At 72.4% G+C, this 20,598-nt stretch carries 17 protein-coding genes and 1 tRNA gene; 11 read left to right on the top strand and 7 right to left on the bottom strand.

The features are described from left to right. Positions 1-47: 47 nt before the first annotated feature. From ACTMTB_RS07580 to ACTMTB_RS07570, 3 genes are all read right to left on the bottom strand, one after another. Positions 48-854 (bottom strand): WecB/TagA/CpsF family glycosyltransferase, encoded by an 807-nt coding sequence (locus ACTMTB_RS07580; RefSeq protein ID WP_088964318.1) that lies wholly within the window; start codon positions 852-854, stop codon positions 48-50. After that, positions 851-1,924, bottom strand: coding sequence for an NAD-dependent epimerase/dehydratase family protein (locus ACTMTB_RS07575; protein ID WP_441143557.1), 1,074 nt, complete (start codon positions 1,922-1,924; stop codon positions 851-853). The genes ACTMTB_RS07580 and ACTMTB_RS07575 overlap by 4 nt, the downstream gene beginning before the upstream one ends. A gap of 110 nt (positions 1,925-2,034) precedes the next feature. After that, positions 2,035-2,120: transfer RNA gene (locus ACTMTB_RS07570), tRNA-Leu, on the bottom strand. Positions 2,121-2,334: 214 nt separating this feature from the next. Between ACTMTB_RS07570 and ACTMTB_RS07565 the strand changes: the two genes are divergently transcribed. The 7 genes from ACTMTB_RS07565 to pknB are packed head-to-tail and all read left to right on the top strand — an operon-like array spanning position 2,335 to position 11,280. Beyond that, positions 2,335-3,129, top strand: coding sequence for an FhaA domain-containing protein (locus ACTMTB_RS07565; protein ID WP_154940880.1), 795 nt, complete (start codon positions 2,335-2,337; stop codon positions 3,127-3,129). Positions 3,130-3,135: 6 nt separating this feature from the next. Next, positions 3,136-3,621 (top strand): FHA domain-containing protein FhaB/FipA, encoded by a 486-nt coding sequence (locus ACTMTB_RS07560; protein ID WP_210777645.1) that lies wholly within the window; start codon positions 3,136-3,138, stop codon positions 3,619-3,621. Further along, positions 3,618-5,036: a BofC C-terminal domain-containing protein gene (locus ACTMTB_RS07555; RefSeq protein WP_441143554.1), complete on the top strand. Its 1,419-nt coding sequence runs from the start codon at positions 3,618-3,620 to the stop codon at positions 5,034-5,036. Before ACTMTB_RS07560 ends, ACTMTB_RS07555 begins: the two co-directional genes overlap by 4 nt. A 29-nt stretch (positions 5,037-5,065) precedes the next feature. After that, positions 5,066-6,556, top strand: coding sequence for an FtsW/RodA/SpoVE family cell cycle protein (locus ACTMTB_RS07550; RefSeq protein ID WP_280838938.1), 1,491 nt, complete (start codon positions 5,066-5,068; stop codon positions 6,554-6,556). Continuing rightward, positions 6,553-8,058, top strand: coding sequence for a peptidoglycan D,D-transpeptidase FtsI family protein (locus tag ACTMTB_RS07545; RefSeq protein WP_441143552.1), 1,506 nt, complete (start codon positions 6,553-6,555; stop codon positions 8,056-8,058). Before ACTMTB_RS07550 ends, ACTMTB_RS07545 begins: the two co-directional genes overlap by 4 nt. Position 8,059: 1 nt before the next feature. Further along, a complete protein-coding gene (locus ACTMTB_RS07540) occupies positions 8,060-9,487 on the top strand; it encodes a protein kinase domain-containing protein (protein WP_441143550.1) in 1,428 nt (475 codons plus the stop codon). Next, entirely contained in the window at positions 9,484-11,280 is a 1,797-nt protein-coding gene (pknB, locus tag ACTMTB_RS07535; RefSeq protein ID WP_441143548.1) for a Stk1 family PASTA domain-containing Ser/Thr kinase, read from the top strand. The genes ACTMTB_RS07540 and pknB overlap by 4 nt, the downstream gene beginning before the upstream one ends. 71 nt (positions 11,281-11,351) lie before the next feature. Here the strand turns inward: pknB and ACTMTB_RS07530 are convergent, their stop codons facing one another. The 4 genes from ACTMTB_RS07530 to ACTMTB_RS07515 are packed head-to-tail and all read right to left on the bottom strand — an operon-like array spanning position 11,352 to position 15,004. Continuing rightward, on the bottom strand, positions 11,352-12,002 hold the full coding sequence (locus ACTMTB_RS07530; protein ID WP_210777640.1) for an aminodeoxychorismate/anthranilate synthase component II: 651 nt from the start codon (positions 12,000-12,002) through the stop codon (positions 11,352-11,354). 4 nt (positions 12,003-12,006) lie between these two features. Then, positions 12,007-12,291 carry a hypothetical protein gene (locus ACTMTB_RS07525; RefSeq protein ID WP_441143546.1) on the bottom strand — a complete coding sequence of 95 codons (285 nt, stop codon included), beginning with the start codon at positions 12,289-12,291 and terminating at the stop codon, positions 12,007-12,009. A gap of 5 nt (positions 12,292-12,296) precedes the next feature. After that, a complete protein-coding gene (locus ACTMTB_RS07520) occupies positions 12,297-14,201 on the bottom strand; it encodes a class E sortase (RefSeq protein WP_441143544.1) in 1,905 nt (634 codons plus the stop codon). Next, positions 14,198-15,004 carry a DUF881 domain-containing protein gene (locus ACTMTB_RS07515; RefSeq protein ID WP_441143542.1) on the bottom strand — a complete coding sequence of 269 codons (807 nt, stop codon included), beginning with the start codon at positions 15,002-15,004 and terminating at the stop codon, positions 14,198-14,200. The genes ACTMTB_RS07520 and ACTMTB_RS07515 overlap by 4 nt, the downstream gene beginning before the upstream one ends. Positions 15,005-15,234: 230 nt before the next feature. Between ACTMTB_RS07515 and ACTMTB_RS07510 the strand changes: the two genes are divergently transcribed. The 4 genes from ACTMTB_RS07510 (at position 15,235) to ACTMTB_RS07495 (ending at position 20,457) form a co-directional block, all read left to right on the top strand. Next, positions 15,235-15,498: a cell division protein CrgA gene (locus ACTMTB_RS07510; protein ID WP_154940860.1), complete on the top strand. Its 264-nt coding sequence runs from the start codon at positions 15,235-15,237 to the stop codon at positions 15,496-15,498. Between the two features lie 285 nt (positions 15,499-15,783). Next, on the top strand, positions 15,784-17,982 hold the full coding sequence (locus ACTMTB_RS07505; RefSeq protein ID WP_441143540.1) for a (Fe-S)-binding protein: 2,199 nt from the start codon (positions 15,784-15,786) through the stop codon (positions 17,980-17,982). Between the two features lie 170 nt (positions 17,983-18,152). Next, entirely contained in the window at positions 18,153-19,460 is a 1,308-nt protein-coding gene (locus ACTMTB_RS07500) for a hemolysin family protein (RefSeq protein WP_441144021.1), read from the top strand. Next, on the top strand, positions 19,453-20,457 hold the full coding sequence (locus tag ACTMTB_RS07495; RefSeq protein WP_441143538.1) for a hemolysin family protein: 1,005 nt from the start codon (positions 19,453-19,455) through the stop codon (positions 20,455-20,457). The genes ACTMTB_RS07500 and ACTMTB_RS07495 overlap by 8 nt, the downstream gene beginning before the upstream one ends. Positions 20,458-20,598: the final 141 nt, after the last annotated feature.

Genomic DNA, 20,598 nt, shown 5'->3' with positions numbered 1-20,598 from the left:
CGGGCCCGCCGGCTCCGCGGACCTGCCGGGTGGCGCGGCTGCGCGGGTCAGACCGAGAAGGTGGCCGGGCGTTCCGTGGCCGGCGCCGGGGGCTGCGCCTTCCACAGGCCGGTCTTCTGCCCGGCGAGGCGGGTCAGGTACGCCGGGTTGAGGATGACGTACCGGCGCCAGAGCCGCTTCGGCTCCAGGCCGAGCCGCCAGAACCACTCCAGCCCGGCCCGCTGCATCCACGCGGGCGGCTGCTTGAGCAGGCCGGCGTGGTAGTCGAAGGCCGCGCCGACCGCCATCAGCGGCATGTCCAGCAGCGGCCGCATCGCGTACGCGAAGACCTCCTGGCGCGGGCAGCCCAGGCCGACCAGGACGAGCCGGGCCCCACTGGCCCGGATCCGGTCGGCGATCTCCACGTCCTCGCCCGGCTGGACCGCGCGGAACTTCGACGGCTCCACCCCGGCGATCTTGAGCGCGGGGAACATCCGCTCCAGCGCCGGGATCAGCCGGGCCAGCGTCTCCTCGGTGGAGCCGTAGAGGTAGACCGGCAGCCCCTCCTCGGCGAAGCGGCGCAGCACGTGCAGGGTCAGCGTCGGGCCGTAGACCCGGTCCGCCAGGCCGGCGTGGTGCAGCAGGTTGAGCGCCCAGCGGACCGGCTGGCCGTCGGGGGTGACCACGTCGAAGGAGTTCAGCCGGGCGTTGTGCGCCGGGTCGAGCACCCCGGTCATCACGCCGTGCACGGCCAGCGCGGTCAGCGCCAGCGGCCGGCGCTCGTGCGCGGCGGCCACCACCTGTTCGGTCGCCGAGGCGTAGTCGGTCGCGTCGACCAGGACGCCCAGGACGTTCCGCTTGCCCTTGCCGGTCATGCCTGCGGCACCCACTTGTCGACGTTGGCCTCGTAGATCTCCCGCATGATCATCGGTACGTCGTAGACCTGCTTCCAGTCCGGGTAGTCCGCCTGGAAGGCCTCGTTCGAGCCGATCCACCACTTGTGGTCGCCGATCCGGTTCGCCTCGACGTACTCGGTGACCATCTCCCGGCCGGTGATCTGCTCGGCCAGCGTGAACGCCTCGCGGTTGGAGGTGTTGGAGTGCCGGCCGCCGCCCAGGTTGTAGACGGCCGCCGAGCGCGGGTTGCGGAAGAACGCCTCGAACGCGGAGACCACGTCCGAGCTGTGGATGGCGTCCCGGACCTGCTTGCCCTGGTAGCCGAAGATCTTGTACGTGCGGCGCTCCATGTTCGCCCGCATCACGTACCCGAGGAAGCCGTGCAGCTCCGTCGCGGAGTGCGCCGGGCCGGTCAGCGTGCCGCCCCGGAAGCAGGCGGTCTTCATGCCGAAGTACCGGCCGTACTCCTGGACCATCACGTCGGCGGCGACCTTGGAGGCGCCGAAGACCGAGTGCAGGCAGGCGTCGATCGACATGTCCTCGCGGATGCCCTGCTCGTACGGGTGGCCCGCCTCGATCTCCCACCGGGTCTCCAGCTCCACCAGGGGCAGGCTGTTCGGGCGGTCGCCGTAGACCTTGTTGGTCGAGCAGTGGATCACCGGTGCCTCGATGCAGTGCTCGCGCACGTTCTGCAGCACGTTGAGGGTGCCGCCGGCGTTCACGTCGAAGTCGGTGAAGGGATCGCGCACCGCCCAGTCGTGCGAGGGCTGCGCGGCGGTGTGGATCACCACGGCGATGTCCCGGCCGTAGCGCGCGAAGAGCTTCGCCAGCGAATCCCGGTCCCGGATGTCGATGCTGTGGTGCGAGTACGCGGACGCCAGCTCGTCGGCGAGCCGCCGGACGTTCCACGCGGTCGACGCCTCGGCGCCGAAGAACTCCTGCCGCATGTCGTTGTCGATACCGACCACGTCCAGGCCGAGACCGGCGAAGTGCCGGACCGCCTCGGACCCGATCAGACCGCCCGACCCGGTCACCAACGCGACACTCACACGCCACTCCTGGTCAGTAGGAGGCTGGGAAACCCTCGGAGCATAGCGTGACGTCCGGCACGCTCCGATACGAGTCGAGGGCCCCGCAAACTGCGGAGCCCTCGTCGATCTGGTGGGGAAGGGGGGAGTTGAACCCCCACGTCCTTTCGGACACACGGACCTGAACCGTGCGCGTCTGCCATTCCGCCACTTCCCCGTGGCTTGACCTCGAACACTGTAGCTGGTGCTGATCCCGCTGTCGCCAGCGGGCCTACGTGTCCTGCGTCATCGCCTCGACTGGTTACGCTCCGTGGAGCGGTCACCGCCTCGGCGGACGAAACATTAGCACGCCCGGAGGGCCCCTTCCGAACGGCCTGGCACGCGCCCGCCGAGCGGCGCGCGAGCTGCATGCGCGCCGGCCGGATACCATCATGTCCTCGGGACCCGAGGAGGAGCCGGTGAGCGTGCTGCAACGCTTCGAGAAGCGTCTGGAAGGCCTGGTCGAGGGGGCCTTCGCCAAGGTCTTCAAAGGGGTGGTCCACCCCGTGGAGATCCTCAACGCCATGCAGCGGGAGGCCGAGGCGCACAAGGCCATCCTGGCCGGTGGGCGCACGTTGGTGCCCAACCGCTACGTGATCGATCTCTCGCCGTACGACCACAGTCGGCTGGCGCCGTACGCCGCCGCGCTGGCCCAGGAGCTGGCCCAGTCGCAGGCGGAGTTCATCGGCGAGCAGGCGTGGACGGTCTACGGCGACGTGATCGTCGAGATCGAGCGCGGCGAGGGACTGGACACCGGCATGTTCCGGGTCACCGCCGAGGTCTACACCGGTGGCGAGGTCGCCCCGGTCTCCGCGCCCGGTGGCTACGACGCCGGCCCGCCGGCGTACCCCGCGTACGACCAGGGCGGGGGATACGGCCCGCCGCCGGGACACGGCGCCGGCGCCCGCAACGTCCGGCTGGTCTCCGGTGACGGCCGCACCTACCCGCTCCAGATGGGGTCGACGGTGATCGGTCGCGGCGACCAGGCCAACCTGCGCCTGCCGGACGTCGGGATCTCCCGGCGACACGCCCGGCTGGACTTCGACGGCGGGCAGGTCGTGCTGACCGACCTCGGGTCGACCAACGGCACGATGGTCAACGGCCAGCGCGTCTCCGCGGTCGCCCTCAACCCCGGCGACATGATCCAGCTCGGCACGACCACCCTGACCTTCCGCGTGGACGGCTGACGCGCCTTGCCGGAGCTCGTCATCACCGTCGCCCGGTTCGGGTTCCTCATCCTGCTGTGGATCTTCGTGTTCACGGTGGTCGGCGTGATCCGCCGCGACCTCTTCGCAGGAGCCCGGTCGGGCCGGCTGGTGGCCGCGCCACGCGCGGTGGGCGCCTCCACCGGCCAGGCGGCGAAGCCGGCGAAGGTGAAGCGGGGCAGGGCCGCGCACCAGCTGGTGGTCACCGCCGGCCAGCTCGCCGGCACCCGGATCACCCTCGGCGAAGCACAGATCACCATCGGACGGGCCGAGGACTCCACCCTCGTCATCACCGACGACTACGCCTCCGCGCGGCACGCCCGGCTCGTGCCGCGCGACGGGCAGTGGTTCGTCGAGGACCTCGGCTCGACTAACGGCACCTACCTGGATCGCGCTAAGGTCTCCGGACCAACCCCCGTCCCCCTCGGCGTGCCGATCCGGATCGGCCGCACTTCTCTCGAATTACGGCCATGACTCTGACCCTGCGCTATGCGGCCCACAGCGACCGCGGTCTGATCCGAGACGGAAACCAGGACTCCGTCTACGCCGGGCCGCGGCTCCTCGCCGTCGCCGACGGCATGGGCGGCATGGCCGCCGGTGACGTCGCCAGCAACATCGTCATCGGTGCCATGGCGCCGCTCGACGAGGACGTCCCAGGGGACGCCCTCGTCGACGCGCTGCGCTCGGCCGTGGGCACCGCCAACCAGCAGCTCCGCGACACCGTGGACGCCAATCCGCAGCTGGAGGGGATGGGCACCACGCTCACCGCGACCCTCTTCTCCGGCAGCAAGCTCGGAATGGTCCACATCGGTGACTCGCGGGCCTATCTCCTGCGCAACGGTGAGTTCGCGCAGATCACCAAGGACGACACCTACGTCCAGATGCTCGTGGACGAGGGCCGGATCAGCGCGGAGGAGGCGAGCAGCCACCCCCAGCGCTCGCTGCTCACCCGCGCCCTGGACGGTCGCGACATCGACCCGGAGTACAGCGTCCGCCAGGTGCTGCCCGGTGACCGCTACCTGATCTGCAGCGACGGGCTCTCCGGCGTGGTCAGCGCGGACACCATCGCCGACACCATGCGGGAGTACACCGACCCGCAGCAGTGCGTCGAGCGGCTGGTGCAGCTCGCGTTGCGTGGCGGCGGCCCGGACAACATCACCGTGATCATCGCGGACGCCACCGACCAGGACATCGTCGAGGCGAGCCCGATCGTCGGCGGTGCCGCGTCCCGGGACCGGGGCATGGCCACCTCGGCCGACGTCTCCACCCCGGCCGCCCGCGCCTCGGCGCTCTCCGCGCCGCGTCCCCCGGTGCCGGAGGACCCGGCCGCCAACCGGGACGACGAGCCGGATCGCCCCCGCCGCCGGCCGCTGCGTACCGTGGCGATGCTGGTGGCGCTGCTGGTGATCCTGGGCGGCGGTCTCTTCGCCGGCTGGAGCTACACGCAGCGGCAGTACTACGTCGGGGCGACCGAGCAGGGGCAGCTCGCGGTCTTCCGCGGCGTCCCCGGCCAGGTCGCCGGGCTCGACCTGTCCAGCGTGCACTCGACCAGCCAGGCCAAGCTGGACGATCTCACCCTCGCCGCGCAGGAGCAGGTCAAGCAGGGCATCCAGGCCAAGAGCGAGCCCGACGCGGTCCGCCGGCTGGCCGAGTTGACCCTCGACGACCCGGCCAACCCCAACCTCAAGCCGGTCTGCCCGCCGAGCCCGACCGTGGCGGCGAGCGCCTCCCCGGTCGCGCCGACCGGCAGCCCGGCCCCGCCCACCCCGACCGCCAGCCGCCCTCCGGCCGGCACCGTCACCCCCGCGCCGACCACCACGCCCGACGCCCCGGCCTCCGACCCGGTACCGCCGGTCGTGGATCCGGCGGGCTGCCGGTCGACCGAGTGAACGTCGGCTGAGAGCCCGAGGATCGATCCGTGACCGCAGCCGCCACACCGGCAGTCTCGCCCGCCACAACGGGCGAGCAGCCCGGCGTGCGCCTGGCCCGGTCCCGGCGCAACGCGGAACTCTCCCTGCTGCTGCTGGCCCTGGTGCTGGTGGCGGCGTACGCGGCGATCGTCGAGGCGAACATGCTCGACACCGTCACCCCGGACTTCTGGATGCCGGCGGCGGCGCTGGGCGTGGTCTTCCTCGGCATGCACCTGGTCATCCGGTGGCTGGCACCCTTCGCCGATCCGGCCCTGCTGCCGGCGGTCGCCCTGCTCAACGGGATCGGGGTCGGCTTCCTGCGCCGGCTCGACCTGAGCAAGGCGGCGCCGGTCGAGCGGGAGACGCTGGCCGTCTTCGCCGGCACCGGCGGTCGGCAGCTCGCCTGGACGCTCGCCGCGGTGGTCCTCGCCGCCGGGCTGCTCGCCCTGATGCGCGACCACCGCTCGGTCTCCCGGTACGCGTACACCCTGGGTCTGGCCGGCATCGTGCTGGTGATGATCCCGGCGGTGCTGCCCGGCCGGTTCTCCGAGATCAACGGTGCCAAGCTCTGGATCCGGGTCGGCGGCTTCTCCATCCAGCCCGGTGAGTTCGCGAAGTTGGCCCTGCTGGTCTTCTTCGCCTACTACCTGGTCCGCAAGCGCGAAGTGCTCTCGCTGGCCAGCCGCCGGATCCTCGGCATCGACTTCCCCCGTGGCCGGGACCTCGGTCCGGTGGTCGTGGTGTGGCTGATCAGCCTCCTGGTCCTGGTCTTCGAGAAGGACCTCGGCACCTCGCTGCTGTACTTCGGCATGTTCGTGGTGACGCTCTACATCGCCACCGAACGGGTCAGCTGGCTGCTGATCGGTCTGGTCCTCTTCTTCGGCGGCGCCTATCTCGCGTACGTCCTGGGTGGCACCGTCGGCGGGCCGTTCGCCAACTTCTACACCCGGGCGGAGATCTGGCTGGACCCGTTCGCGGAGCCGTACGACCGGGGTTACCAGCTGGTGCAGGGCCTGCTCGGCCTGGGCAGCGGCGGCCTCTTCGGCACCGGCCCGGGTGCCGGCGAGCCGCTGGAGATCCCCGAGGTGCAGAACGACTTCATCTTCGCCGGCATCGGCGAGGAGATCGGCCTGTTCGGGCTCACCGCGTTGCTGGTGACCTACCTGCTGATCGTCGAGCGGGGCCTGCGGGCCGGGCTCGCCGTCCGGGACTCGTTCGGCAAGCTGGTGGCCGGCGGTCTCGCCTTCACCCTCGGGCTCCAGGTCTTCGTGATCGTCGGCGGGATCAGCAAGCTCATCCCGCTGACCGGTCAGACCACGCCGTTCCTCTCCGCCGGTGGTTCCTCGCTGATGGCCAACTGGCTGCTCATCGCGGTGCTGCTGCGGATCTCCGACGCGGCCCGCCGCCCGGTGACCCAGGGCTCCGGCCCGGCGGCCCGACCCGCTGGCGGCCCGCCGGAGCAGCTGCACGGTGCTCCCACGGAGGTGATCCGGCCGTGAACGCACCCCTGCGCCGCGTCGGCGTCGTCGTCATGATCCTGTTCGGTCTGCTCTTCGCGAACCTGAACTGGATCCAGGCCTACAAGGCCGACGAATACCGCAACAGCGACTACAACGGCCGGGTCCAGGTGGCCGAGTACGAGCGCCGGCGCGGCAACATCGAGGCCGGCGGCACCGCCTTCGCCACCAGCAGGGAGACCAGCGGCAAGCTGAAGTTCCTGCGCGCCTACCCCGGCGGGGCGAAGTACGCGCACGTGCTCGGCTACAAGCCGGTCAACCTCGCGGACACCGGCATCGAGCGGGTGGAGAACGAATTCCTGGCCGGCACCAGCGACGCGTTGATCGCCAACCGGATCAAGGACATGTTCACCGGCGACGAGACCGGTGGCGGCAACGTGCTGCTCACCCTCTCCAAGCGGGCCCAGGACACCGCGTACGAGCAGCTGCGCAACAACAACAACGGGGTGAAGAAGGGCGCGGCGATCGCCATCGACCCGCGTACCGGGGCGGTGCAGGCGCTCGTCTCGATGCCCAGCTTCGACCCGAACCCGCTGGCCGACCACGACACGAACCAGGCCTCCGCGGCGTACAACCGGCTGGAGCAGGACCCGGACGGTCCGCTGAAGAACCGGGCGCTCTCCGAGACGCTGCCCCCCGGCTCCACCTTCAAGATCGTCGTGGCCGCCGCGGCCCTGGAGAACGGGGTCGGCAAGAACACCCAGATCCCGGCCGGGGCGAGCTGGACCCCACCCACCTCGGGCTCCCCGATCCGCAACGCCGCCCCGTCGATCTGCCCCGAGCCACAGGTCAGCCTGATCGAGGCGGTCCGGGAGTCGTGCAACACCGGCTTCGCCCAGCTCGGCGTGAAGCTCGGCGCGGACACCGTCAAGGAGAAGGCCCGCCAGTTCGGCTTCGAGCAGGACGACCTCACCGTCGGCCAGCTCGGCGAGGACGGCCTCACCGTCGCGCCGAGCCGGACCGGCGCGATGGAGGCCCCCGGCGGCGGCACCGACCCGGCCGCGCTGGCCCAGTCCTCCATCGGGCAGCGCGACGTCAAGATGACCCCGTTGCAGGGCGCGCTGATCGCCGGCGCGGTCGCCAACGGCGGCAGCCAGATGCGGCCGCACCTGGTCAGGCAGCTACTCGCGCCGGACCGCACCACCAGCTACTACACCGCCAACCCGCGTCCGCTGCGTCAGCCGGTCAATGGCACGGTCGCCGCCGACCTGCGGGAGATGATGGTCGCCGTCGTGCAGAGCGGCAGCGGCACCAATGCGCAGATCAGCGGCTACACGGTCGGCGGCAAGACCGGTACCGCCCAGTCCGGGCCGCAGACGCCCGACCACGGCTGGTTCATCGGTTTCGCCCTCGACAAGAACGGCACCCCGATCTCCGCGGTCTGCGTGGTGCTGGAGGAGGCGGGCAGCGGCGGCAGCGCCGAGGCGGCCCGGATCGCCGGCCGGATCATGCGGGCGGCGATCGCCGACTCCGGGGGCCGCTGACATGCTCCACCCCGGCGTGCAGCTCGGCAACCGCTACCGCCTCGACGAGCGGATCGCCAGCGGCGGCATGGGCGACGTGTGGCGCGGCACCGACCAGGTGCTGGGCCGTACGGTGGCGGTGAAGAGCCTGCTGCCGGCGCTGCTGGACGACCCCGGTTTCGCCGAGCGGTTCCGGGGCGAGGCGCGCACCATGGCCACCATCAACCACCCGGGCGTGGTCGACGTCTACGACTTCGGCAGCGACCAGCAGATCGCCTTCCTGATCATGGAGTACGTCGAGGGCGACGCGCTGTCGGCGACGCTGAGCCGGGTCGGCCGGCTCACCCCGGCCCGGACGATGGCACTGGTCGCCCAGGCGGCCGACGCGCTGCACGCCGCCCACGAGAAAGGCATCGTGCACCGGGACGTGAAGCCGGGCAACCTGCTGGTCCGGCCGAACGGGACGCTGGTGCTGACCGACTTCGGCATCGCCCGCTCCGACCTGGTCGGGCAGCTCACGGCCGCCGGCTCGGTGCTCGGCACCGCCTCGTACATCTCTCCGGAGCAGGCCACTGGCGCGGTCGCCACCCCCGCCTCCGACGTGTACGCGCTCGGCGTGGTGGCGTACCAGTGCCTCGCCGGCCGGCGTCCGTTCGACGGGGACAACCCGCTCGAGATCGCGATGAAGCACGTCCGGGAGGCGCCCCGGCCGCTGCCCGGCGACATCCCGCCGCAGGTCCGGGCGATCGTGGAGCGGGCCCTGGCGAAGGATCCCGCGGCCCGCTGGCCCAGCGCCGCCGCGCTGGCCTCGGTGGCCCGGCAGGCGAAGCTCGCGCTGTCCCAGCAGGCCCGCGCCGGTGGGCACGCCGGCCCGGTCTCCGGGGCGCCCGCCTCCCCGGCCGCCCCGGTGGCCCGCGCCCAGGTGCCGGCCGCCGGACAGCAGCACCGGCCGCCCGCGCTGGCCCAGCAGCACCGCCCGCCGGCCGCCGGACAGGCCCGCCCGCCGGTCGCCGCGCGGCAGCCGCAGCCGCCCGCCGCGGCGCAGCGCCAGCCGGCCCCGGCCGGGCCGCAGTCCCGGCCGCCGGTCGCGCAGCCCGCGCCGCCGCGCGGGGTCGGGTCACCGGCCCCCACCCGGTCCGACCGCCCCGTCGGGTACGCCCGGCAGCCGGTCCCGGCTGCTGTTCCGCCGCGTCGTTCCAGGTCAGGGATGGTGACCGTGGCCATCCTGCTGGCCGTACTGGTCCTGGTCTGCTCCGGCGTGATTTCCTACAGGGCGCGGCAGGGCGCGCTGACCGGTGACCCCGGCGCATCCGGCCCGCTGAGCGTGACGTCCGGCGCGGTGAGCGCGTACGGGCGCGACGATCTGGCCCAGAAGCCGTACCGTCGGGTGGAACGGCTTCGACCGGGTGGCGGCGAGACGACGACGAGCGAAGGACGACGAACGCGATGACAGCGCAGGCCCGCCTGCTCGGTGGCAGGTATCAGGTCGGCGAGCTGCTCGGCTACGGCGGCATGGCGGAGGTTCACCGTGGTCGTGACCTCCGGCTGGGCCGGGACGTCGCGATCAAGATGCTCCGCACCGACCTGGCCCGGGACGCCACCTTCCAGATGCGGTTCCGCCGGGAGGCGCAGAACGCCGCCTCGCTGAACCACCCGGCGATCGTCGCCGTCTACGACACCGGCGAGGAGACCGCGCCGACCGGCGAGACGCTCCCGTTCATCGTGATGGAGTTCGTCAACGGCCGCACGCTGAAGGAGGTCCTCGGCGTCGAGGGCCGGCTCCAGCCGCGTCGGGCGCTGGAGATCTGCGCCGACATGTGCGCGGCGCTGGAGTTCAGCCACCGGCACGGGATCATCCACCGGGACATCAAGCCGGGCAACGTGATGCTCACCCAGACCGGCCAGGTCAAGGTGATGGACTTCGGCATCGCCCGGGCGCTGGCCAGCGGCGCGACCACGATGACCCAGACCAGCGCGGTCATCGGCACCGCGCAGTACCTCTCCCCGGAGCAGGCGCGCGGCGAGTCCGTGGACGCACGCTCCGACGTCTACGCCGCCGGCTGTGTGCTCTTCGAGCTGGTCTGCGGGCACCCGCCGTTCGTCGGGGACAGCCCGGTGAGCGTGGCCTACCAGCACGTACGGGAGGCCCCGCCGACGCCGAGCGACATCAACCCGGACGTCAACCCGGCGGTCGACGCGATCGTGCTCAAGGCGCTGTCGAAGAACCCGCTCAACCGCTACCAGAGCGCCGGCGAGATGCGGGCCGACCTGCTCCGGGCCGCCGCCGGCCGGCCGGTGCTGGCCACCCCGGTCATGCCGCAGGACGAGACGGCGCACCTGGCGCCCGCCGCAGGCGGGTACCCGACGCAGGTTGTCGGCGCGCAGACCCGGCAGCAGGCCCCGGCGCGGGTCGGCGACCCGGGTCGGCGCAAGAGTTCGGCCTGGGTGATCGCCGCGTTCGCCGCGGTCGGCGTGCTGGCGGTGATCGCCCTGGTGGCGGCGCTGCTGCTCAACAACCGCGGCCCGGAGACGGTCCAGGTGCCGAACCTGGCGGGCAAGGACCAGGCCACCGCCTTCACCGAGATCCGCAACGCCGGGCTGGTGCCAGGGCTGGGGGACGATGTCTTCGGCCCCACCTGCAAGAAGGGCACGGTCGCCGAGCAGACTCCGGCCGCCGGCAGCAGCCTGGAGGAGAACCGCCAAGTGACCGTCCGGATGTGCGGCGGTCCCGCCACCAAGACGGTCCCGTCCGGTCTGGTGGGCGGCACCTTCGAGAGCGTCAAGACCACCCTCGAAGGCCAGGGCTTCCGGGTCAAGCGGGAGACCAAGGACAGTCCCAAGGAGAAGGACACCGTCATCGCGGTGGACCCGCAGTCCGGTGAGAAGGTGGCCGAGGGCGCGGAGATCACCGTGACCGTCTCGCTGGGCAACATCCGCGAGGTGCCGCGGGTCATCGGCCTCACCGAGGACGAGGCCCGCAAGGAGCTGACCGACGCCGGCTACAAGGTGCGGGTGCGCGACGGCGACGAGGTGCCCGCGGCGGAGGCCGGCCGGGTCACCGACCAGAGCCCGAATGCGGGAACCAACCTGGCCAAGGGCAGGGAGGTCATCATCGAGGTGTCCATCCCCGAGCCCACCCAGGAGCCGAGCCCGCCCACCGCGACTCCGAGCAGCCCGACCCCGACCACCGGCACCGGTGGCGGCCTGTTCCCCCCGCCCCCGGACGGTGCCCCCGCCCGGTGAGCTGGACGCAGCACTGACGAAGGCCCGGTCCCGTGCCGAGGGACCGGGCCTTCCTGCTGTCGTGGTGGTGCTCAGGTGTTGGCGAAGGCGGCCCGCCGTCGCGCGTCCACCTCGGCCGCCAGCTCCGGAGCGCGGTCCAGCGCCTCCGGGTGGCCGCAGGCGGCCAGCCAGTTCGCCAGCATCAGGTGACCGCCCTCGGTCAGCACCGACTCCGGGTGGAACTGGACGCCCTCGATCGGCAGCGTCCGGTGGCGCATCGCCATCACGACGCCGGACCCGGTCCAGCCGGTGACCTCCAGCTCGTCCGGCAGCGTCTCGGGGAGCACGGCGAGCGAGTGGTAGCGGGTGGCGGTGAACGGGTCCGGCAGCCCGGCCAGCACGCCGACCGAGTGGTGGCGTACCTCCGAGGTCTTGCCGTGCAGCAGCTCGGGGGCCCGGGTCACGGTGGCGCCGAACGCCTCACCGATGGCCTGGTGGCCGAGGCAGACGCCGAAGATGGGCAGCTTGCCGGCGTACTCCTTGATCACGTCGAGGCAGATGCCGGCGCGGTCCGGGCTGCCCGGGCCGGGCGAGAGCAGCACCCCGGCCGCGTCGAGCCGGCCGACCTCGGCCACGTCGATCTCGTCGTTGCGGCGGACCTCGCAGTCGACGCCGAGCTGGCCGAGGTATTGCACCAGGTTGAAGACGAACGAGTCGTAGTTGTCGATGACCAGGACACGCATGGGCTCACTCGTCCGGGGAGGGGGGCGGGGTGTTGTTCTGGTCGGTGTCGTACGGCAGTTCGTGCTCGTCGCCGGACGGGGCGTCCTGCTCGACGCCGGGGTCGCCGGGGTCGCCCGGCACGCCGGTGTCCTGGGTGACCTGCACATCGTCGAAGGGGGTCACCAGGGGTTCGGCCCAGGGGAAGACGACGTACCAGAGCAGGGCCACGGTCGCGGCGGCGAGCAGCAGGGAACCGCTGATCTTGCCGGCCAGGCCGAAGGGCAGTTTGCGCCAGATCCAGGAGTACATCGTCGTCAGCCTCCCAGCGCCGCCGGGCGGCCCTCGGACTTGGGAATGCTGGCCGCGGCGTCCAGCTCGGCGTGGATGATCAGCCGCTGGTAGTTGTCGAACTTCGGGTTGCAGGTGGTCAGGGTGAGCAGCTTCTTCGGCTTCTCTCCCGGCCCCAGCTTGATCGGCGCCGGCGCGACGACCTCCACCTGGTCGGGACGGACGATCCGACTCTTGATCACCTTGTAGACGTACCAGTCGGTCTTGGTCTCGACGACGATCGCGTCGCCGTCGTCGAGCTCGTCCAGCCGCCAGAAGGTGGCCCGGTTGCGGTGCCCGGCGACGGAGAAGTTGCCGACCTGGCCGGGCATCGCGCTCTTCGGGTAGTGGCCCGGGGCGTACCGGATGTCCTTCTGGGTGACGCCCTCCACCACGACCCAGTTCTTGTCGAGCTTGGGGATGTAGAGGCCGGCGATCGGCCTGCCCTCCACCGGCGGCTTGGGCTTGGCCGTCGGACCGGCGGACGGCGCGACGGTGGGGTCGCCGCTCGGGCCCCACTCCTGCGCCAGCTGGCTGCTCAGGTCGCCCTGGTGGGCGTCGACGATGGCCGACTTGCCCCAGATCTCGTACCCGGCGAAGAGCAGCACCACCAGACCGAAGGTGATCAGCACCTCGCCGGTGACCCGGACGCCGGAGCGCAACCGGGACGCCAGGGACGGCCGGGTCAGCTCCGAGTAGACGCTCTTGTAGCCCTCGTCGGTCTGGTGCGGGCGGAGCTGGACCACCCGCTCGCCGCGCCGGGGCTGCGGCGGCTCGGCGGGCTTGTCCTCGGCCGGGCCGTCGCGCTCGGGCACGGGGGGCACCGCGCCCATCAGCGCCGTCGAGTCCAGCGCCGGCTGGGCGGTTGCGGGGCGTCCGGTCACCGCCGGGATGATCGCGGTGGCCGCCGGGTCCGCGAACCGGTCCGGTGCGCCGCCGGCCCGGTAGGCGCCGGTCGGCGCGCTGTCCGGGCCGCCGCCGGTACCCCAGGCGTCCGTTCGACCGCCGGAAGCGGCCACGCTCGCGGCTCCACCCTCGGAACCGGCCGCGCGGGGCCGGTCACCCTCCGGCGCGACCGCGCGGGGCAATCCGCCTTCCGGGACGGCCGCGCGGGGCAGGCCACTCTCGGGAGCGGCCGCGCGGGGCGGGCCACCGTCGGGAGCGGCTGCGCGGGGCAGGCCGGGTCCGCCTGGGCCGGCCTCCGGCGCGGGTACGCCGGGACGGGCCCCGCCGGACGGGTACGGGTGCCCCGGGCCGGCGAGGTCGCCGGCGGCGGGCTGCCGGGTACGTCGGGCCTCGGGTGCGCTCGCCGGACGGTCCGTGGGACGGGCGGCGACGATCGGAAGGAAGGCGGTCGGCGCCTCGGTGGCGGGCTGCGGCCGTACCCCGGATCTGGGCTGGTGGTCGGTGGCGGCCGCCGGGGCGGGCGCGGCCGGGCGCTCCGACGGCGCGGGTGACCGGTGGATCGTCGGCGCGGCCGGCGGCGCGGCGGCCGGGGCCGACGGTGGGTGAGCGGCGGGAGCGGCCGGGCGGACCGGGGCGTTGCCGGGCCACGCGGGCGGCGCGGGGCGGGTGTGGCCGTCGGTCGGGCGGGCCGGTGCCGGGCCACCGGAGAACGGGTGGGCGGCCGGGCGGTCGGGTGTCGGGTCGACGGACGGCCGGGCGCGTCCCGGGTCGGCGGTCGCGCGGTCGGTCGTCGGCTCGGTGGGGGCCGGTCGGGGGGCCGGGCCGGGCGGGGTCGGAGGCCGGTTCGCGGACGACCGCGGCGGCAGCACCGGGTCGGGCCAGCTGTTGCGGCGGGCCGGCGGGGTCGAGCCCTCGACCGTGGGGATGACCGCGGTCTCCTCGTCGCTCCGGTCGCGGTGGCGCGGGTCCCTGCCGTCGGGACTCATCGGGGCACCGTCGCCGATCGCAGAGCGGTGGAGTCCTCGAAGGCCGGCACGGTCACGGAGGAGACGGTCTCCTTGTAGCCCAGCTGGTAGTGCTCGACCGCCTGCTTGAACAACCCGACTCCCTCAGAGCCGGCGAGGGCCTGCTGGAGGGCAGCGGGATCGCCGATTGCTACGATCTTGAACGGTGGGGAGTACACCCGGCCGTGCAGCAGCAGGGTGTTACCCACGCAGCGTACCGCGCTGGTGGACAGCACGCGGACGTTCATGATTGACATGGCCTCCGCGCCGCCGGCCCAGAGCGCGTTCACCACCGCCTGCACATCGCCCTGGTGGACGACCAGGTCGTCGTTGGTCGCGTCCTTGGGCAGGGTCTGGTCGTTGCGGCGGGGCGCGTCGTCCAGCTCGACGGTCACCCCCGGCCCGGACAGCGCGGTGAAGCCGGCGGCCTCCAGGCTGCGCCCGGCCCGGTCGCGCTGCTCCTTCACGGGGCCGTCGGTGTCGGCCAGCGCGGCGGTCTGGCTCTCGACCTCGGCGCGCAGCCGGGCGGCCCGCAACTCGCTGGCCGCCACCTGCTCGCGCCGGTCCTCGATCAACTGGGTCAGCTGGGGCCGCCGGTCCTCCCGCAGGGCGGTGCCGCCGGCGGTGGTGGCGGTGGTGGTGAAGAGCAGCCCGGCCGCGGCGGCGATCAGCGGCACCCCGATCGACCAGCCCGGTCGCCGCTGCCGCGGACGCCGTGGCAGGAGCGCGGCGACCGCGCGCCGCATGGCCTTCTGCCAGGACGCCGCGCCGGATGTGTACTCCACCGAGCGTTCCCTCCGCCTCGTCTGGTTGATGCCCGCCACGACGCCGACGGGCGCGGGTGCGCCGGGGCGTTTCCCTCTTTCCGGTCACTCCGCGCACCGGCCTGACCCCATTCGTGGCTTGGGCGGGCCGTCCGGACTACGCTAGCTGTCGAACATTATTGGCCATGGACCGTCGCCCCCGCGCCCGGTTGTCAGGCCGGACGAGGTCGTCACCCCCTCTGGAGAGCGTCGTGCCCAAGTCTCAGGTCCGCAAGAAGAAGGTGTACACCCCGCCGACGGACGTGCGTCCGACGAGCACGGCGGCGACGCGCAAGCCTAGCCCGGTGTGGCTGCCGGCTACGGCGGTCGCGCTGATCGTCGGCGGCATCGGCTGGCTGGTGGTCTACTACCTCTCCGAGCAGGAGTACCCGGTCGCCACCTGGGGCTACTGGAACCTCGCGGTCGGCTTCGGCGCGATGGTCAGCTCGCTGATCCTGCTCTCCCGCTGGCGCTGACCCGGCCCTCTGTCGAGGCGGTGCCACGTCACCTTCGCGGAACCCTGCCCGGCGCTCCCGCGCCGGGCACCCTATGGTGTGCGCAGGGCGGCGTGGCCGGGTGCGAGAAGACTCACGTTACTGCTGGGTAACCTTGCGCGTAGGCTGCACTGCATGACCGAGCGGAGCGAGGTCATCGACCGGCCCGGTCGATCAGGTGGCAGCGGCGCGACGCCGGTGACGCCCTGACACCGGCCACCCGGTCGCCGAGCCGCTCGACAGGCAGCAGACCGGGAGGCCAACTCGATGGGCAGCGTCCAGATCGTCACCACGATCCTCGCGGCCGCCATCACCGCCGTGGCGGTGTGGCTTGCGGTGCGCGCGGTCATGAAGATGACGGCCGTCATCCGGCTCGGGCAACCCGCCCCGGAGCGGTTCACCGACAAGGGCGCCCGCACCAGGACCATGCTGGTGGAGACCGTCGGCCACACCCGCATGCTCAAGTGGAGCGTGGTGGGTGCCGCGCACTGGTTCGTGATGGTCGGCTTCATCGTGCTGTCGCTGCTGGTGCTCGAGGCGTACTTCGAGGTGGTCACCCCGACCGGCGGGCTGCCGATCATCGGGCACTGGACGGTCTTCGGCCTGGCCACCGAGATCATCGGCGTGCTGGGCCTGGTCGGCATCCTGGTGCTGATGGCGATCCGGCTGCGCAACCGGCCCACCCGGCCGGGCGGTCGCTCCCGGTTCACCGGCTCGACGATGTGGCAGGGCTACTTCGTCGAGTGGATCGTGCTGCTGGTCCTGATCTTCGGGTTCGTGATCCGGGGCTTCAAGGTCGCCACCGACCACTTCGAGTACCCGGCCTGGGCCACCCCGGTCAGCCACGCGGTCGGGGCGGTGCTGCCCGACTGGCAGGACGGGGCCAGCGTCGCCGCGCTCATCAAGATCGCTATCTCGATGACCTGGCTGATCGTCATCTCGCTGAACGTGACCATGGGTGTCGCCTGGCACCGCTTCCTGGCGTTCCCCAACATCTTCTTCAAGCGCGAGCCGGCCAAGCCCGCCGGCTCCGGCCTCGGCGCCCTGCGGCCGATGATGAGCGAGGGCAAGCCGCTCGACTTCGAGGAGGCCGACCCGGAGAAGGACCAGTTCGGCGTCGCCCAGGTCGAGCAGTTCACCTGGAAGGGCCTGCTGGACTTCAGCACCTGCACCGAGTGCGGCCGCTGCCAGTCGCAGTGCCCGGCCTGGAACACCGGCAAGCCGCTGTCGCCGAAGCTGCTGGTCCTGAGCCTGCGCGACCACGCGTACGCCAAGGCGCCGTACCTGCTGGCCGGCGGCGGCAAGGACCTCACCGGCGAGGAGAAGGCCACCGCCGCGCAGCTCGCCCACGTCGACGTGCTGGCGCTGGCCGAGGCCGACAAGCCGCTGATCGGCACCGCCGAGGAGGGCGGGGTCATCGACCCCGACGTGCTCTGGTCGTGCACCACCTGCGGCGCCTGCGTCGAGCAGTGCCCGGTCGACATCGAGCACGTCGACCACATCGTCGACATGCGCCGCTACCAGGTGCTGATCGAGTCGAGCTTCCCGTCCGAGGCCGGCGTCATGCTCCGCAACCTGGAGAACAAGGGCAACCCGTGGGGCGCCCCGCAGAACACCCGCGAGGACTGGACCAAGGGCCTCGACTTCGAGGTGCCGCGGGTCGGCGAGGTGGACGACTTCGAGTACCTGTTCTGGGTCGGCTGCGCCGGCGCGTTCGAGGACCGGGCCAAGAAGACCACCCGCGCGGTCGCCACGCTGCTCAACGAGGCCGGCGTCAAATTCGCCATCCTCGGCGAGGGCGAGACCTGCTCGGGCGACCCGGCCCGCCGGATCGGCAACGAGTTCGTCTTCCAGATGCTCGCCCAGCAGAACGTCGAGACCCTGAACGAGGCGTTCGAGGGTCGGGAGAAGGCCAAGCGCAAGATCGTGGCCACCTGCCCGCACTGCTTCAACACGCTCGGCAACGAGTACGGCCAGCTCGGCGGCGAGTTCGAGGTCGTGCACCACACCCAGCTCCTGGCGCACCTGGTCTCGACCGGCAAGCTGACCCCGGTGCAGCCGGTGGACGGCGGGGTCACCTACCACGACCCCTGCTACCTGGGCCGGCACAACCGGGTCTTCGCCGCGCCGCGGGAGGTGCTGGGCGACGCGATCGCCGGCGAGCTCACCGAGATGCCGCGCAACAGCGAGCGCTCCTTCTGCTGCGGCGCCGGTGGCGCCCGGATGTGGATGGAGGAGAAGATCGGCAAGCGGATCAACGTGGACCGGGTCGAGGAGGCCATGGCCACCGGAGCGCGGACGGTCGCCGTCGGCTGCCCGTTCTGCTCGACGATGCTCAACGACGGGGTCAACGGCAAGGGCGCCGGCGAGCAGGTCGAGGTCATCGACGTGGCCAGCGTGCTGCTCCGCTCGGTCAAGCCCGAGCAGACGCAGGGCGACAAGGAGACCGAGCCGGTCGCCGGCTGAGGCGTACCCCCGGATCACCGGACACCCGACGGCGGTGGCACCCACCAGGTGCCACCGCCGTCGTCGTGCTCAGGAGACGCGGGCCACCAGGGCCGCCTCGGGCGAACTCGTGCGCCGCGAGCGGCCGTGGAACAATCGCGCTCATCGACGGCCTGTTGCTCGGCACGCTGTTGCCCCTGGTCGGCTTCGTGCTGCTGACCGCCGGCAACGCGTTCTTCGTCGCGGCCGAATTCGCCCTGGTCACCGTCGACCGGGCGGAGATCGACCGGCGCGCCGACGCCGGGGACGCCGCAGCGGCCACGGTACGCCGGGCGCTGCGCGGCCTGTCCTTCCAGCTCTCCGGTGCGCAGCTCGGCATCACGCTCACCGCGCTGCTCACCGGCTATCTCGCCGAGCCGGCGCTGGCCCGGCTCTTCACCCCGGTGCTGCGGCCGGTGGGCGGGGCGGAACGGTTCGGCCCGCTGCTCGCCCTGGCGCTGGCCACCCTGCTCTCGATGCTCTTCGGCGAGCTGGTGCCGAAGAACCTCGCGCTGGCCCGGCCGATGCCCGCCGCCCTGGCCACCGCCGGGCCGATGCACCGCTTCTCCCGGACCTTCGGCTGGCTGATCCGGGCACTGAACGGGTCGGCGAACCGGCTGGTCCGGGCGCTGGGCGTGGAGCCGCAGGAGGAGCTGGCCAGCGCCCGCTCCCCGGAGGAACTGGGGCTGCTGGCGGCCATCTCGGCCCGGGCCGGTGCGCTGCCGCCGGACATCGCCATGCTGCTGCGCCGCACCATCCGCTTCGGCGACAAGCGCGCCGCCGAGGCGATGACCCCCCGGGTCGACGTGATCGCGCTGCGGGCCACCGCCACCGTGGCCGAACTGCTGGAGGCGTCCCGGCAGACCGGACGGACCCGCTTCCCGGTGTACGAGGAGACCCTCGACCTGGTCACCGGCGTCGCCGGCGTACCGGACGCGCTCGGGGTGCCGCTGGCCCGCCGCGACTCCACCACCGTCGCGGCGGTGGCCCGCGAACCGGTGTACGTGCCGGAGAGCCTGGACCTCGACGGCGTGCTGGCCGCGCTGAAGGACGCCGGCGCCGACCTGGCCATCGTGGTGGACGAGTACGGCGGCACCGACGGCGTGGTCACCATCGAGGACCTGGTCGAGGAGCTGGTCGGCGAGATCGCCGACGAGTTCGACCCGGACGCGGTGGACGACGCCGGCGCGGCCGAGCTGACCGTGCCGGGCGGCGAACGGACCGTCCTGCTCGACGGGGTGCTCCGCGAGGACGAGCTGGCCGAGCAGACCGGCTTCCGGCTGCCCGAGGGCCCGTACGAGACGCTGGCCGGGTTCCTGATGGCGCGGCTGGGCCACATCCCGGTGCCCGGCGAGACGGTCGAGGAGTCCGGGTACGAGTTCACCGTGGTCGAGGTGGAGCGGCACCGGATCGAGCAGGTCCGCATCGTGCGCCCGGAAGAGCCGGACGGCGATGACTGAGCTGCTGGTCGCCCTGGCGTTGCTGCTCGGCAACGCGTTCTTCGTGGGCAGCGAGTTCGCGCTGATCGCGTCCCGCCGTACCGTGGTCGAGCCGCTCGCGGCGACCTCCCGGCGGGCCCGTTGGGCGCTGTCGGCGATGAACCAGATCCCGCTGATGATCGCCGGGGCGCAGCTCGGCATCACGGTCTGCTCGCTGGGGCTCGGGGCGATCGCCGAGCCCGCCCTGGCCCACCTGATCGAACCGGCGTTCCACGCGCTGGGACTGCCGAACTCGGCGATCCACCCGCTGTCGTTCCTGATCGCCCTCGCGGTGGTGGTCTTCCTGCACACCGTGGTCGGCGAGATGGTGCCGAAGAACATCACCCTGGCCGGGCCGGAGCCGTCCGCGCTCTGGCTCGGGCCGGCCATGCTGGCGTTCTGCGTGGCGACCAAGCCGCTGTTGGTCGCGATGAAGTGGGCGGCCCGTCAGGTGCTGTGGCTGTGGCGGGTGGAGGCCACCGAGGCGGTGAAGACGGTGTTCACCGCCGAGGAACTCGCCGGGCTGGTGTCGCAGGCGCGCACCGAGGGTCTGCTGGACGCGGAGGAGCACGCCCGCATCACCGGGGCGCTGGCCCTGCACCGGCGGACCGCCGCGGACGCCCTGCAACCCTGGTCGACGGTGACCACGGTGGCCGAGGACGTCTCCCCGGCGTCGCTGGAGGTGCTGGCCACCCGGACGGGCCGGTCCCGCTTCCCGGTGGTGCAGCGGTCGACCCGCCGGGTGCTCGGCTTTGTGCACGTCAAGGACGTCCTGGGGTACGCCGGGGCGTCCCGCCGGGCCCCGGTGCCCGCCGACGTCTACCGACCGCTGGCGGTGGTGCCGCCGGACCGTACGCTGGCCGATTTGCTGCTGGCGATGCGGCGCGAGCGGCGGCACATGGTGTTGGTGAGCGACGGTCGCCGGCCCCTCGGCGTGGTGACATTGGACGACGTATTGACAGCGGTCGTTGGAAAATGAGCGAACACCCTTTGTGTGCAGGTGGTTGCACAGGCGTGATGCTGTAATGACCCACCTTGAATTCGTACGGACGGTTCCCTAATGTGGGGCACCGACCGCTGTGGGTCGTCTGCCTCCGTCTTCCCCTCAGCGAGGCGCCCG

This window comes from Micromonospora sp. L32 (genome assembly GCF_052068055.1).
Taxonomy (GTDB): Bacteria; Actinomycetota; Actinomycetes; order Mycobacteriales; family Micromonosporaceae; genus Micromonospora; species Micromonospora purpureochromogenes.
This window is presented reverse-complemented; position numbering and strand designations above follow the sequence as displayed.

What these genes read in the sequence shown, in the direction of transcription:
- ACTMTB_RS07580 (WP_088964318.1), bottom strand. Translation starts at nt 854, where the DNA reads ATGACCGGCAAGGGCAAGCGGAACGTCCTGGGCGTCCTGGTCGACGCG.
- ACTMTB_RS07565 (WP_154940880.1), top strand. Translation starts at nt 2,335, where the DNA reads ATGTCCTCGGGACCCGAGGAGGAGCCGGTGAGCGTGCTGCAACGCTTC.
- ACTMTB_RS07555 (WP_441143554.1), top strand. Translation starts at nt 3,618, where the DNA reads ATGACTCTGACCCTGCGCTATGCGGCCCACAGCGACCGCGGTCTGATC.
- ACTMTB_RS07540 (WP_441143550.1), top strand. Translation starts at nt 8,060, where the DNA reads ATGCTCCACCCCGGCGTGCAGCTCGGCAACCGCTACCGCCTCGACGAG.
- pknB (WP_441143548.1), top strand. Translation starts at nt 9,484, where the DNA reads ATGACAGCGCAGGCCCGCCTGCTCGGTGGCAGGTATCAGGTCGGCGAG.
- ACTMTB_RS07530 (WP_210777640.1), bottom strand. Translation starts at nt 12,002, where the DNA reads ATGCGTGTCCTGGTCATCGACAACTACGACTCGTTCGTCTTCAACCTG.
- ACTMTB_RS07525 (WP_441143546.1), bottom strand. Translation starts at nt 12,291, where the DNA reads ATGTACTCCTGGATCTGGCGCAAACTGCCCTTCGGCCTGGCCGGCAAG.
- ACTMTB_RS07520 (WP_441143544.1), bottom strand. Translation starts at nt 14,201, where the DNA reads ATGAGTCCCGACGGCAGGGACCCGCGCCACCGCGACCGGAGCGACGAG.
- ACTMTB_RS07505 (WP_441143540.1), top strand. Translation starts at nt 15,784, where the DNA reads ATGGGCAGCGTCCAGATCGTCACCACGATCCTCGCGGCCGCCATCACC.
- ACTMTB_RS07495 (WP_441143538.1), top strand. Translation starts at nt 19,453, where the DNA reads ATGACTGAGCTGCTGGTCGCCCTGGCGTTGCTGCTCGGCAACGCGTTC.